Raw genomic sequence first — 13,676 nt, 5'->3', positions numbered from 1 at the left:
GCGGGCCGCGAAGCCCGCGGGCACCAATGCCTTCACCTGCCTTCCGGGGCTACTTCTTGGTCGTGCCGATGTTGAGGTAGTCGTACTGACCGCTGAAGGCCGCCGTGGACACCAGGTTGGTGTAGGTGGTCGGGCGGTACAGCAGGACCTTGAAGTAGGTCAGCGGGACGAGGGTGGCCAGGTCCATGGCGCGCTTGTCGATCTGGCCGTACAGCGCGTTGCGCTCGGTCTCGTTCTCGGTGGCGATGGACTTCTCGAGCATCTCGTTCATCTGCTTGTCGTTGATGTACGACAGGTTGGTGTTGCCCGAGGCACCGATCGCGTCACCGTGCAGGATCTGCTGGAGGAAGCCGTAGCCGGAGGGCCAGTCGGCACCCCACTGCATCATGTGCAGGCCGATGTTCTCCTTCTTGTCGAAGGTCGGCACACCGGCGTAGTCGGTGAAGTACTTGCCCGACGGGTACTGCTTCAGGCTGGCGTTGATGCCGACCTTCTTCAGCGAGGCGATGATCGCGGTGGCCGCGTCGATCTCCTGCGGGCGGTCGCTGCGCGCCGAGATGTTGGTGTTGATGCTGGTCGTGCCGCAGGCCTTCAGCTGCTCCTTGGCCTTGGCGACGTCGCCCTTGTTGCCGTCCGTGGCGTAGGTGTCCGCCTTCTGGTAGCCGGTGATGTCCGGCGGAAGGACGGTGGTGGCGATCTCACCGCGGATCGGGCCGCCGAGGGCGGTCTGCACCGAGACCTTGTCGATGGCGTACTGGACGGCCTTGCGGCACTCGACCTTGTCGAACGGCGCGACCTGGGAGTTGATCGCCATGTAGACCAGACGGCCACCGTAGGTGTTGTCGGTGTTGGCCTTCAGGTCGGCGTTGTTGACGACCTTCGCCTGCGTGGCGGCCTGGACGCCGGTGCCGCCGAGGTCGATCGCGGTGCCGGACTGCACGTCCTGGTCGATCGTCTCGGCGTTGACCTTGAGCTTGACGACGATCTTGTCCGGGTACTGCTTGCGCAGCGGGTCCGTCTTCGGGTCCCAGTTCTCGTTGCGGACGAGGACGGCCTGCTTGCCCTCCTCGTAGCTCTCGAACTTGTACGAGCCCGAGGACACGATGTTCTTGACGTAGTCGACGCCCTTGTCCTTGGCCTGGGGCACCGGAGCCGTCTGCGGCGTCGCGACCAGGTAGTCGAACTCCTGGAAGGACCGGTTCAGGTGGAAGACGATCGTGGTGTCGTCCGGCGTCTCGATGGACTTCAGGCCCTCGGGGCTCTTGTCCTTGTACGGACCCTTGTACTTGTCGCCGCCCTCCATGAACTGCTGGAAGTAGTTCGGGCCGAGGGAGAGCACGTCACGCGCGAAGTTGGAGCGCTCGACGGCGTACTTGACGTCCTTCGCCGTGATCGGCGTGCCGTCCTGGTACTTCAGGCCCGCGCGCAGCTTGTACGTCCAGGTCTTGCCGCCGTCGCTCGGCACGCCCTTGCTCTCGGCGAGGTCCGGGACCAGCGTGTTGCCCTCCTCGCCCGCGCCGGGCTTGAAGGTCATCAGCGGGCGGGCGTAGAGCCGGCTGAGGTTGTACATGTACGCGTAGTACGTGTTGCCGGGGTCGAAGGAGTCCGGCACGTCCGCGTACTCGTACGTGACCGTCCCACCCTTCTGGGTGGAGGCGTTGACGACACCCTTGGTCGCTGCGTTGGCCTCAGCCGACTTCTTACCGTTGTTGTCCGAGCTGTCATCGGCCTTGCTGCAAGCCGAAAGCAGCAAGCTCGCACTGCCGATGGCCGCGACCGCGGCCAGCGCTGACCTTCGCATGATGGTCTGCTTCCCCTCCATTGTTGGCAAATCTTTGGGACTCTCGGGGCAGTCGCCGGTCAGCGGCTGCGCGGGTCGAGAGCGTCACGGAGACCGTCGCCGAGCAGGTTGAACGCCAGGACGGTCACGAAGATGGCGAGACCGGGAACGATCATGAACTGGGGGTCGACCTGGTAGAAGGGGACCGCCTGGTTGATCATGCCGCCCCACGAGGCCTGCGGGGGCTGGATGCCGACGCCGAGGAAGCTCAGGGACGCCTCGAAGATGATGTTGGTCGGGATCAGCAGCGTCGAGTAGACGATGATCGGGCCCACGAGGTTCGGCAGCAGCTCCCGGAAGAGGATGTAGGGGCCCTTGGCGCCCATCCCCCGGGAGGCGTCGACGAACTCCCGCTCGCGCAGGGCCAGCGTCTGGCCGCGCACGATGCGGCCCAGATAGGGCCAGTTGAAGAAGCCGATGACGAAGACCAGCACCATGATGTGCAGCGGCAGGCCCTCCAGTCCGAAGGCGCCGCCCTGCAGGGTCGCCGAGATGGCGATCGCGAACAGCAGGAGGGGGAAGGCCAGGAAGGTGTCCATCAGCCGGCTGATGATCGTGTCGACGCGTCCGCCGTAGTAGCCGGCCACGACACCGAGGATCGTGCCGATGGTGTTGGACAGGATCGTGGCGCCGAAGGCGACGACCAGCGAGACCCAGGAGCCCTCGAGGATGCGGGTGGCGATGTCGCGGCCGAACTTCGGCTCCACACCGAGCGGGTGCTCCCAGCTCATGCCGCCGAAGTCGCCCTTGGGCAGCGAGGTGTTGGGGTCGATCAGGTCCTGGTTGAGGGCGTTGGGGTCCAGGCCGAAGATCGCCTGGATGGGGCGGGAGAGGATCGCGAGGAGGATCAGCAGGATCACGATGACCCCGCCGGCCATGGCGACCTTGTCCTTCTTGAAACGGGACCAGGCGATCTGCCCCAGGGAACGGCCCTCGATCTGCCCCTTATCGGCACCGGCGAGGACAGCCTCGGGCTGTGCCTCGGCTTGCGCCCCGGTGGTCTCGATCGGTGCGGTCACAGTGACCCGACCCCTCTCGCCGGTGGTGACCGGCCTACACCCGCCGTGGATTACGGCTTTGTCGACTTGCTCTCGATCACGAGATCGAACGATCCGTGCCTGTCTCGGGAGTCTTCAGCTTCGTCACGATCACCCGCCAGGTCTGACCGGGAAAGTATGCGCAACCGTGATGCACTGCTAGGGATTCCGTTATCCGAACAGTGGGTAACGGCCTTCGGACGAAGGACAGTTGGGACACAACGGCGAAATCGCCGATCTTCGCGACCTTCCGCCGACGTCTACGCGCGAAGAAATGTGTTCGTGACGTGAAGACCACGGAGCGTCGCCGAACCGGTCCGCGCGAGCCGACGCATCGTCAGACGCCCCCGCGGGCCGGAGGGTAGCCGTACCCGGCGCCCGGCGCCCGGACGGGCGCCGCGTGGGCCTCGCGGTCGTAGAACGGACGGGCGTTCGCACGCAGCCACATGGCGACCGGGTCGTGCGCGTCGGTCATCGCCACCGTCGACACCGGCAGCCCCTCCGGCACCGCGCCGACGGACTGCTGCATCATCGCGCGCACCGCGTCCACGGCCGGCGGCGACGTGTCGTACACGTCCAGGCCGATGGCGAGGTAGGGCGCGCCGAGCGACGGCTGCACCCAGGCCCGGCGCAACGCGCGGACCGCCGGGGTGCGGTGGGCGTTCTGCGCGAGCAGGGCGTAGAACTGCGGGATCTCGATGGCCGGTTCGGACACGCGCAGGGGTCCGGCGGGCTGGCGGTCGAGACCGGAGGCGATGCGGCGCAGGTCGAGCCAGGGGATGCCGACGCCGCCACCGGGGGCGTGCGGGTTGAGCCAGAGACCGTAGTGGTCGGGATAGAGGGCGCGGGCCACTTCGAGGCCGTCGACCACCTCGTACGACCGGTTCCAGCCGCTGGCGGAGAGTTCCTGGGCGGAGGTGACGCACGGCGCGTAGCCGAAGCCGTCGACCTCCATGTTCCCGTACTGGGCGTCCGGGGAGCCGGCCTGACCGTGCCAGAGCAGCATCCAGACCTGGCCGGTGGCGGGGGTGGCGAGCGCGCGGAGCAGGGCCTCGTAGGCGTCGTAGCGCCCGGGCATCACCTGGCGCAGCATGTGCTCGACCTGCCCGGTCGCGGCGGTACCGCTCGCGCTCACCTTTTACCGACCCTTCGAGAATCGTCCCCTGTTGGGCACCAGCTTAGGGCTCCGGCGGACGCGGTGGCTCGGCGCTCGGGCTCCGCCGGGTGGGGCGGCCGGGAGCTCGGGGCTCGTCCTCCGTCGCCGGGCGCCGGTTCGTCGTGGTTGACCGCGCCCGCGCGGCGGAGCCGCACATGGCGCAGCCCCGCGCCCCTTTCGGGGCGCTTCCCCGGCCCGGCGTTCAGAGGTCCCGGTCGTAGAAGGGGCGGACCTTCTCCCGCATCCAGTCGCAGACCGGGTCCTGGGCCGCCTCCAGGAGGACCAGGTTGACCGGCCACTGGACCGGGACCGCGCCGAGCGCGCGGCCGAGGGCGTCGAGGGGGACGGCCCGGGCGTCGCCCTCCCAGTGGGTCAGTTCCACGCCGACGAACAGCATCGGGTCGCCGGTCTCGACCGCGGCGAGGCAGCGACGGGCGGTGCGGACGACCCCGGTGGCGGCGAACTCGGCGGAGGCCGCGGCCAGGAAGTCCACCGGCTCGTCCTGCCAGTCGGGTTCGAAGAGGCGGACCCGGCCGCCGGACGCGGGCCCGTCCAGCGGGGTGCGCCCGGCCCGGCACAGCTCGGCCACGGCGGCCGGCGGCAGCGGGATGCCGACCACGCCGTCGGGGTTGACGGCGATCCCGACCTGCGGGGGCAGACCGCGGGCGAACTCGGCGGCGGGGGCGATGGTGTACGCCATGTGGGGGCCGGTGACCTGGCGGAGCTGCTCCTCGGAGCTGAACACCGGCACATGGGCCTGGCCGTCGATCTCCAGCGTGGGCAGGTCGAGGGGGCCGGTGCGGGGGCCGCCGCCGTTGGGCAGCGGGACCCAGACGAAGCTGCGGCCCAGCACCTCCACGATCCGGCCGCCGGCGCCGGGCACGCCGAGGGACGCCGACAGCACCTCCTCCAGCTCGTTGCCGGGCCATCCACCGTGCGGATGAGGATGCGCCTGCGCCGGAAACTCCGGGGAGAGGTCCGCCGGGAAGTCCGCTGGGAAGTCCATCTGCCTACCGCCTGCCTGGGTACCGCTGCTGTGGCTGAAAGGCTAACCCGTTCGGCCCCACCGGCCCACGGTCCGTCACCTCGGCCGGGGAACCCGGCCCCCGCGTCTCAGCCGGTGAACGCGATCCTGTGCAGTGCGTCCGCCGCCGCCCGGTCGAGGACGACCCCCGAACCGCAGCCGGCCGGCAGGGTGCCCTCGGTGACGGAGGCGAGCAGCCGCTCGGTCGCCGCGCGGTGCCGCAGGAACGCGTACCGGGAGACGCCCCGGCCGCGCTCGCGCTGGCCGGCCAGGGCGTCGTCGGCGCCGACGTCGAGGAGCAGCAGGTGCAGGGTGCCGTCGCGGCGGCGGGCCTCGCGGGCCAGCCAGCCGCGCACCCAGGCCTGGGTGCCGCAGTCGTGCACGACGACGCCCTCGCCGGAGCGCAGGGCGCGGCGCAGCCCGGCGTAGTGGGCGAGGCGGACCAGGGGCCGGTACAGGGCGTACGGGAGCAGGCGCGGCATGCGGCGGTCCCAGCGGTCGCGGGTGTCCTGGGAGTCGACGCGCCGCCCGCGCACGGTGCGCCGCATCAGGGTGGACTTGCCGCTGCCGGGCAGGCCGGTGATCACCACCAGGTCGCGGGGTCCGAAGAGCAGGGCGTGCGGGCTGCGGCCGTCGCGGTCGCGCAGGTCGCGGACGACGGGTGCCAGTGCGGCGCGCGCCTCCCCGGCCGGGGCGGGCCGCTTCGGCAGCGCGATGCCCGAGGTCGTTGCGTAGGCCGTGGTCCTGTTCACCGTGATCGTCCTCCCCTGGGGCGGTTCACGAGTTCCCGTCCCCGTCGAGTGTAAAGAGAAGGTAATGCGGCGGTCTCGCGTTTTCGTGCGCTTACTGCCACAAGCCGGTTACAGATCACGGTCTGCCACGAACAGGCCCGGCGTGCAATGATGGCGGCGCCAACTGCATACCGGCCGTTTGAATCCGCGCGGGAGAGTCCCCGGCCGCGCCGGGGCGCCGAAGGAGCAAGTCCCTCCCTTGAATCTCTCAGGCCCCGTTACCGCGCGGGCGAGGCACATCTGAAAAGCGGGCCGCCGTCCGACGGCTGCCCCACCCAAGGTGCAAGTCCTGACCGCCGTGCTGCGGTGGTCATGGCGAACCTCTCAGGTTCCGATGACAGATGGGGAGGACCGACCTCGCCCGTGCCGTCCTGTCCTGGGAGACGAACGACCGATGAGCAGTACCGAACTCCGCCGTACCGCGCTCGATGCCACGCATCGCGCGCTGGGCGCGACGATGACCGACTTCGCCGGCTGGGACATGCCCCTGCGCTACGGCTCCGAGCGTGACGAGCACGTCGCGGTGCGCACCCGGGCCGGGCTCTTCGACCTCTCCCACATGGGCGAGATCACCGTCACCGGCCCGGGAGCAGCCGCCCTGCTGGACTTCGCTCTGGTCGGCAACATCGGCAGCGTGAAGCCGGGCCGGGCCCGCTACACCATGATCTGCCGCGAGGACGGCGGCATCCTGGACGACCTGATCGTCTACCGCCTGGGCGAGACCGAGTACATGGTCGTCGCCAACGCCTCCAACGCCCAGGTGGTGCTGGACGCGCTCACCGAGCGGGCCGCCGGCTTCGACGCCGAGGTCCGCGACGACCGCGACGCCTACGCGCTGCTGGCCGTGCAGGGCCCGGAGTCCCCCGGCATCCTCGCCTCGCTCACCGACGCCGACCTGGACGGCCTGAAGTACTACGCCGGCCTGCCCGGCACGGTCGCCGGCGTTCCGGCGCTCATCGCGCGCACGGGCTACACCGGCGAGGACGGCTTCGAGCTGTTCGTGAAGCCGGAGCACGCCGTGGAGCTGTGGCAGGCGCTGACCAAGGCGGGCGAGGGCGCCGGGCTGGTCCCGTGCGGCCTGTCCTGCCGGGACACGCTCCGCCTGGAGGCGGGCATGCCGCTGTACGGGCACGAGCTGACGACCGCGCTGACGCCCTTCGACGCCGGTCTCGGCCGGGTGGTGAAGTTCGAGAAGGAGGGCGACTTCGTGGGCCGGGCCGCGCTGACCGAGGCCGCCGCCCGCGCCGGGCAGAACCCGCCCCGCGTCCTGGTCGGCCTGGTCGCCGAGGGCCGTCGGGTCCCGCGCGCCGGTTACCAGGTCGTCGCCGGCGGCGAGGTGATCGGCGAGGTCACCTCCGGCGCCCCCTCCCCGACGCTGGGCAAGCCGATCGCCATGGCGTACGTCGACGCGGCGCACGCTGCGCCGGGCACCGCCGGGGTCGGCGTGGACATCCGAGGCACCCTCGAGCCGTACGAGGTCGTGGCGCTGCCTTTCTACAAGCGGCAGAAGTAGACACTGGGCGTGCGGGGCCCCTCGGGCGTCCCCGTGTGCGTCCGGCGCCTCCCAGCAGCACCTTCCGCAGTCCCCCTTCACCAGCACTCCCCCGCGTACAGGAGAATTCAGGCCATGAGCAACCCCCAGCAGCTGCGCTACAGCAAGGAGCACGAGTGGCTGTCGGGCGCCGAGGACGGCGTCTCGACGGTCGGCATCACGGAGCACGCGGCCAACGCGCTCGGTGACGTGGTCTTCGTCCAGCTCCCCGAGGTCGGCGACGCCGTGTCCGCGGGCGAGACCTGCGGCGAACTGGAGTCGACCAAGTCGGTCTCCGACCTGTACTCCCCCGTCTCCGGCGAGGTCACCGAGGTCAACGAGGACGTCGTCAACGACCCGTCGCTCGTGAACAGCGCGCCCTTCGAGGGCGGCTGGCTGTTCAAGGTGCGCGTCAGCGAGGAGCCGGGCGACCTGCTCTCCGCCGACGAGTACACCGAGTTCGCCGGCGCCTGAGGAGACACGGACGCATGTCGCTTCTGAACACCCCCCTGCACGAGCTCGACCCCGACGTCGCCGCCGCCGTCGACGCCGAGCTGCACCGCCAGCAGTCCACCCTCGAGATGATCGCCTCCGAGAACTTCGCGCCCGTCGCGGTCATGGAGGCGCAGGGCTCGGTCCTCACCAACAAGTACGCCGAGGGCTACCCCGGCCGCCGCTACTACGGCGGCTGCGAGCACGTCGACGTCGTCGAGCAGATCGCCATCGACCGGGTCAAGGCCCTCTTCGGCGCCGAGCACGCCAACGTGCAGCCGCACTCGGGCGCCCAGGCCAACGCGGCGGCGATGTTCGCGCTGCTCAAGCCGGGCGACACGATCATGGGTCTGAACCTCGCCCACGGCGGGCACCTGACCCACGGCATGAAGATCAACTTCTCCGGCAAGCTCTACGACGTGGTCGCCTACCACGTCGGCGACGACGGCCAGGTCGACATGGCCGAGGTGGAGCGCCTCGCCAAGGAGAACAAGCCGAAGCTGATCGTGGCCGGCTGGTCGGCCTACCCGCGTCAGCTGGACTTCGCCGCGTTCCGCCGGATCGCGGACGAGGTCGGCGCGTACCTGATGGTCGACATGGCGCACTTCGCCGGTCTGGTCGCGGCGGGCCTGCACCCGAACCCGGTCCCGCACGCCCATGTGGTCACCACCACGACCCACAAGACACTGGGCGGCCCGCGCGGCGGTGTGATCCTCTCCACGGCCGAGCTGGCCAAGAAGATCAACTCCGCCGTCTTCCCCGGTCAGCAGGGTGGCCCGCTGGAACACGTGGTGGCCGCCAAGGCCGTCGCCTTCAAGGTCGCCGCGAGCGAGGACTTCAAGGAGCGCCAGCGTCGTACGCTGGAAGGCGCCCGGATCCTGGCCGAGCGTCTGGTGAAGGACGACGCGAAGGCCGCGGGCGTCTCCGTCCTGACCGGCGGCACTGACGTCCACCTGGTCCTGGTCGACCTGCGCGATTCCGAGCTGGACGGCCGGCAGGCCGAGGACCGCCTCCACGAGGTCGGCATCACGGTCAACCGCAATGCCGTACCGAACGACCCGCGCCCGCCGATGGTGACCTCCGGTCTGCGCATCGGTACGCCGGCCCTGGCGACGCGCGGCTTCACCGCCGAGGACTTCGCCGAGGTCGCGGACGTGATCGCCGAAGCCCTGAAGCCCTCCTACGACGCCGAGGCGCTGAAGGCCCGGGTGCGGGCTCTGGCGGACAAGCACCCCCTGTACCCGGGTCTGGACAAGTAACCGAACAGCACCACCCAGGGGCGCCGCGCGGGCCACGAGCGAGCACGGCGCCCCACCCTCTCCGCACCACCCCCGTTCTGAGGAGTTCCCGTGGCCATCTCGGTCTTCGACCTGTTCTCGATCGGCATCGGCCCGTCGAGCTCGCACACGGTCGGCCCGATGCGGGCGGCGCGCATGTTCGCCCGGCGCCTGCGCAACGAGGAACTGCTGGGCTCCGTGACCTCGGTCCGGGCCGAGCTGTACGGCTCGCTCGGCGCCACCGGCCACGGCCACGGCACGCCCAAGGCGGTGCTGCTCGGGCTGGAGGGCGAGTCGCCGCGCACGGTGGACGTGGAGACGGCCGACGAGCGCGTCGAGACGATCAGGTCGGCCGGCCGGATCAGCCTCCTCGGCGAGCACGAGATCCCCTTCTCCTACGACGACGACATGGTCCTGCACCGCCGCAAGGCCCTCCCGTACCACGCCAACGGCATGACGCTGTGGGCGTACGACGCGGCGGGCTCGGAGGTGCTCTCCAAGACGTACTACTCGGTCGGCGGCGGCTTCGTCGTGGACGAGGACGCGGTGGGCGCGGACCGCATCGTGCTCGACGACACCGTGCTGAAGTACCCCTTCCGCACCGGCGACGAGCTGCTGCGCCTGACCGAGGAGACCGGCCTGTCGATCTCCGCGCTGATGCTGGAGAACGAGCGGGCCTGGCGCGACGAGGAAGAGATCCGCGAGGGGCTGCTGGAGATCTGGCGCGTGATGCAGGCGTGCGTGGCCCGCGGCATGTCCCGCGAGGGCATCCTGCCGGGCGGCCTGAAGGTCCGCCGCCGCGCCGCGAACACCGCGCGCAAGCTGCGCTCCGAGGGCGACCCGCAGGCCCTGGCGATGGAGTGGATCACCCTCTACGCGATGGCCGTGAACGAGGAGAACGCGGCCGGCGGCCGGGTCGTCACCGCCCCGACCAACGGCGCGGCCGGCATCATCCCTGCGGTCCTGCACTACTACATGAACTTCGTCCCCGGCGCCGACGAGGACGGTGTGGTCCGCTTCCTCCTCGCCGCGGGCGCGATCGGCATGCTCTTCAAGGAGAACGCCTCCATCTCCGGCGCCGAGGTCGGCTGCCAGGGCGAGGTCGGCTCCGCCTGCTCGATGGCGGCGGGCGCCCTCGCCGAGGTCCTCGGCGGCTCCCCGGAGCAGGTGGAGAACGCCGCCGAGATCGGCATGGAGCACAACCTCGGCCTCACCTGCGACCCCGTCGGCGGCCTCGTCCAGATCCCCTGCATCGAGCGCAACGGCATGGCCGCGGTGAAGGCGGTCACGGCGGCCCGCATGGCGATGCGCGGCGACGGCTCCCACAAGGTCTCCCTCGACAAGGTCATCAAGACCATGAAGGAGACGGGCGCGGACATGTCGGTCAAGTACAAGGAGACGGCCCGGGGCGGGCTGGCGGTCAACATCATCGAGTGCTGAACCCCTCCCGGGCCGTCCGCCCCGGAGGCGAGAAGACCGGGGGGCGGCCGGTCACCGCGGGCGGACGGAGGGGTTCCCGCCGCCCCTCTGCTGGTGGCGCTGCCGACGGCCGGCAAAGAGGCCTGGGTCTCCCAAGCCCTACTCCGTCTTTGTCACATGCCGAGTCCACGGCACCCCCGCGGGACAGGAGACCGGAGGGCCACGCCGACTGGGCCCGTCTCACATCGTGGCATCGGCTTTCCGTCAGGCAAGACGCCTGAGATCGTTGCAGGGCACACACATGTTCCACGCGTGAAAGACCGAGCCATGCCCGCATCCGCCGCCGGTTCAGCCGAGGCACCCGTCAATCCGCGGTCCCGTGTCCTCATCGCCAGCCTCATCGGCACGACGATCGAGTTCTACGACTTCTACATCTACGCGACCGCCGCCGTACTGGTCTTCCCGGCGCTCTTCTTCCCGAACAGCGACCCGACCACGGCGCTGCTGTCGTCCTTCGCCGTCTTCGGTGCCGCGATGGTCGCCCGCCCGATCGGCGCCGTCTTCTTCGGGCACCTCGGCGACCGGCTCGGCCGCAAGAAGACGCTCGTGGTGTCGCTGCTGACCATGGGCATCGCGACGTTCCTCATCGGCGCTCTGCCCACCTATGCGCAGGCCGGCTGGGTCGCCACCGCGCTGCTCGTGCTGATGCGGCTCGCGCAGGGCTTCGCGCTCGGCGGCGAGTGGAGCGGTGCCGCGCTGGTCGCGACCGAGAACGCGCCCAAGGGCAAGCGCGCCCTGTACGGCACCTTCCCGCAGCTCGGTGCCCCGCTCGGCTTCATCATCGGCAACGGCCTGTTCCTGATCATCGGGGCACTGCTGCCGTCCGCGGCCGGTGCGGACCCCACCCAGCCCTCCGACGCCTTCACGAGCTGGGGCTGGCGCATCCCGTTCCTCTTCTCCGCCGTGATGGTGGCGATCGGGCTGTGGGTGCGGTCGCGGCTGGTCGAGTCGGCGGTGTTCGCCAAGACGCGCGAGGCCGGGAAGGTGCGCAAGCTGCCGCTGGCCACCGTGGTCCAGGGCCACTGGAAGCAGCTGATCCTCGGCACCTTCATCATGCTGGCGACGTACGTGCTCTTCTACCTGATGACCACGTTCTCGCTGAGCTACGGACGCACCGCGAAGGACGCCGCCGTGCCCGGACTGGGGTACAGCTACACCGCCTTCGTCCTGATGATGATCTTCGGCGTGCTGTTCTTCGCCGCGTTCACGCTGGTCTCCGGTCCGCTCGCCGACAAGTACGGACGGCGCACCACCCTGATCTGGATCACCGCCGCGATCGTGGTCTTCGGCCTCGTCTGGGTGCCGCTGATCGGCCTGGGCACGCTCGGCGTGGTGCTGTGGCTCGTGCTCGGCTTCACGCTGATGGGCATGACCTTCGGCCCGATGGGCGCGCTGCTGCCCGAGCTGTTCCCGACGAGCGTGCGCTACACCGGTTCCGGCATCTCGTACAACGTCAGTTCGATCCTCGGGGCGGCCGTCGCGCCGTTCATCGCGGTGGCGCTGTGGGAGGCCGGTGACGGCTCGCCGTGGCTGGTCGGCGTCTACCTGTCCTCGATGGCCGTGCTGACGCTGATCGCGCTGCTGCTGGGCAAGGAGACCAAGGACGTCTCCCTGGACGAGGGCGAGGCCGCCGGCGACGTCACGCCCGCACCGGTCGTCTCCTCCGCCTCCTGAACCGACCGGCGCACGCCGCCTCCGTACGCCGAGCGCCCTCGCGCCCGGCGTACGGTCGCCGATCCCGGGCATAACAACAACCTCCGCCCCCAAGGCACTTCAGCCCCAACGGCATCCGAGGGAGTCCTCATGCTGCGCGGCATCGACGTGAGCGCGTACCAGTCATCCAGCTACGACACGAAAGGCCTGTCCTTCGTCTTCGTCAAGGCGACGGAGGGCCGGTCGTACGTGAGTCCGAAACTCGCGGCCCAGACGGACCGGGCCCGCGACGCCGGTCTCGTCGTCGGCTTCTACCACTTCCTGTGGCCCGGGAACCTCACCGCCCAGGCCGAGTACTTCCTGTCCAAGGCCCCGGAGAGGAAGGGCGACATCCTCGCCGTCGACTGGGAGACGACCGGCGAGGGCACCCATGCCAGCAACTCCGAGAAGGACTGGTTCATCCGGAAGCTGAAGGAACTGCGGCCGGACAACAGGGTGATCCTCTACACGAACAGAAATTACTGGCTGACCGTGGACACGACGTCGTATGCGGGTGATGGCCTGTGGATCGCCGACTACGTGACGGCGGGCAAGCCCCGCATCAAGGCCAAGTGGCGCTTCCACCAGTACACCGACGACCCGGTCGACACGAACGTCGCCGACTTCGCGAGCAAGGCCACGCTGCAGCAGTGGGCACGGAGCGCCTGAGCCGCGCCGTCAGCCCCGGAAGTCCGCGGGCCGTTCCGGGGACGCCTCCGCCAGCGCCCGGGTGACGTCGGCGACGCCCGCGCGCAGGCCGTACACCGGGGTGTCGGGCTGCTGGCGCCAGGAGTCGTCGATGCCGCCGGCGTCCACGGTGTCGAAGCCGAGCTCGTCGATCAGGGCGCGGACCTTCGCCTTGGCCGCCTCGTCGTCGCCGGCCACCGGGAGGGCCATGCGGTCGGGGTCGCCGGCCGGGCGCGGGCGGTCCAGGATGTCCAGGGCGTAGGTGCCGTTGAAGGCCTTGATCACCGGGTGGCCGAGGTGCCGTTCGGTCCAGCGGCTCTCGGTGGAGCCCTCGTCCTCGATGCCGGCGATCCGGCCGTCGCGCTGCCGCGGGTAGTAGTTGCCGGTGTCGATCACCGCGACGTCGTCGGCGGCCCCGTCCAGCACCCCGGAGGGCAGGTCGGGGATCGCCTTGAGGGGGATCGTCACGATCACGATCGCGGCGCCGCGGGCCGCCTCCTCGACCGGGACGGGGGTGGCCCCGGTCTCCTCGGCCAGCGCGGCGAGGGTGTGCGGGCCGCGGGAGTTGGCGACGGAGACGTCGTGCCCGAGGGCGGTGAGCCGCCTGGTGAGGTTGCCGCCGATGTTGCCCGCGCCGATGATGCCGATCTTCATGGTCCTGGCTCGCCTG

Annotated in this window: 11 protein-coding genes, 1 pseudogene and 1 riboswitch; of the genes and pseudogenes, 6 read left to right on the top strand and 6 right to left on the bottom strand. The window is 70.2% G+C overall.

What is annotated here, in order from left to right:
• Positions 1–49 precede the first annotated feature (49 nt).
• From AB0E77_RS24710 to AB0E77_RS24690, 5 genes are all read right to left on the bottom strand, one after another.
• Complete coding sequence (locus tag AB0E77_RS24710) at positions 50–1,822, bottom strand: ABC transporter substrate-binding protein (protein WP_361574065.1); 1,773 nt, start codon at positions 1,820–1,822, stop codon at positions 50–52.
• A 38-nt stretch (positions 1,823–1,860) separates the two neighbouring features.
• A complete protein-coding gene (locus AB0E77_RS24705) occupies positions 1,861–2,859 on the bottom strand; it encodes an ABC transporter permease (protein ID WP_361574064.1) in 999 nt (332 codons plus the stop codon).
• Between the two features lie 355 nt (positions 2,860–3,214).
• Entirely contained in the window at positions 3,215–4,012 is a 798-nt protein-coding gene (locus AB0E77_RS24700; protein ID WP_361574062.1) for an enhanced serine sensitivity protein SseB C-terminal domain-containing protein, read from the bottom strand.
• Positions 4,013–4,235: 223 nt separating this feature from the next.
• Entirely contained in the window at positions 4,236–5,039 is an 804-nt protein-coding gene (locus AB0E77_RS24695) for an enhanced serine sensitivity protein SseB (RefSeq protein WP_361574060.1), read from the bottom strand.
• 107 nt (positions 5,040–5,146) lie between these two features.
• The gene (locus AB0E77_RS24690) at positions 5,147–5,809 is read right to left on the bottom strand and encodes an AAA family ATPase (RefSeq protein ID WP_361574058.1); all 663 of its coding nucleotides are present in this window, start codon (positions 5,807–5,809) and stop codon (positions 5,147–5,149) included.
• A gap of 179 nt (positions 5,810–5,988) precedes the next feature.
• A riboswitch (glycine riboswitch) is annotated at positions 5,989–6,082 on the top strand.
• Between the two features lie 160 nt (positions 6,083–6,242).
• On the opposite strand from AB0E77_RS24690, the gene gcvT reads away from it, so the two are divergent.
• The 6 genes from gcvT (at position 6,243) to AB0E77_RS24660 (ending at position 12,988) form a co-directional block, all read left to right on the top strand.
• A complete protein-coding gene (gene gcvT, locus AB0E77_RS24685) occupies positions 6,243–7,361 on the top strand; it encodes a glycine cleavage system aminomethyltransferase GcvT (RefSeq protein ID WP_361574056.1) in 1,119 nt (372 codons plus the stop codon).
• A gap of 114 nt (positions 7,362–7,475) precedes the next feature.
• Positions 7,476–7,853, top strand: a complete 378-nt coding sequence (gene gcvH, locus AB0E77_RS24680; protein ID WP_361574054.1) for a glycine cleavage system protein GcvH — start codon at positions 7,476–7,478, stop codon at positions 7,851–7,853.
• Between the two features lie 14 nt (positions 7,854–7,867).
• A complete protein-coding gene (gene glyA, locus AB0E77_RS24675) occupies positions 7,868–9,130 on the top strand; it encodes a serine hydroxymethyltransferase (RefSeq protein ID WP_361574052.1) in 1,263 nt (420 codons plus the stop codon).
• 90 nt (positions 9,131–9,220) lie between these two features.
• A complete protein-coding gene (locus AB0E77_RS24670) occupies positions 9,221–10,588 on the top strand; it encodes an L-serine ammonia-lyase (RefSeq protein WP_361574050.1) in 1,368 nt (455 codons plus the stop codon).
• 306 nt (positions 10,589–10,894) lie between these two features.
• On the top strand, positions 10,895–12,301 hold the full coding sequence (locus AB0E77_RS24665) for an MFS transporter (RefSeq protein WP_361574048.1): 1,407 nt from the start codon (positions 10,895–10,897) through the stop codon (positions 12,299–12,301).
• Positions 12,302–12,430: 129 nt separating this feature from the next.
• The gene (locus AB0E77_RS24660; protein ID WP_361574046.1) at positions 12,431–12,988 is read left to right on the top strand and encodes a GH25 family lysozyme; all 558 of its coding nucleotides are present in this window, start codon (positions 12,431–12,433) and stop codon (positions 12,986–12,988) included.
• A gap of 9 nt (positions 12,989–12,997) precedes the next feature.
• On the opposite strand, the pseudogene AB0E77_RS24655 reads toward AB0E77_RS24660, so the two are convergent.
• A pseudogene (locus tag AB0E77_RS24655) lies at positions 12,998–13,672 on the bottom strand (NAD(P)-binding domain-containing protein); the annotation flags it as partial.
• Positions 13,673–13,676 lie beyond the last annotated feature (4 nt).

It is taken from the genome of Streptomyces sp. NPDC032940 (assembly GCF_040636935.1).
Classification (GTDB): Bacteria; Actinomycetota; Actinomycetes; order Streptomycetales; family Streptomycetaceae; genus Streptomyces.
This window is presented reverse-complemented; position numbering and strand designations above follow the sequence as displayed.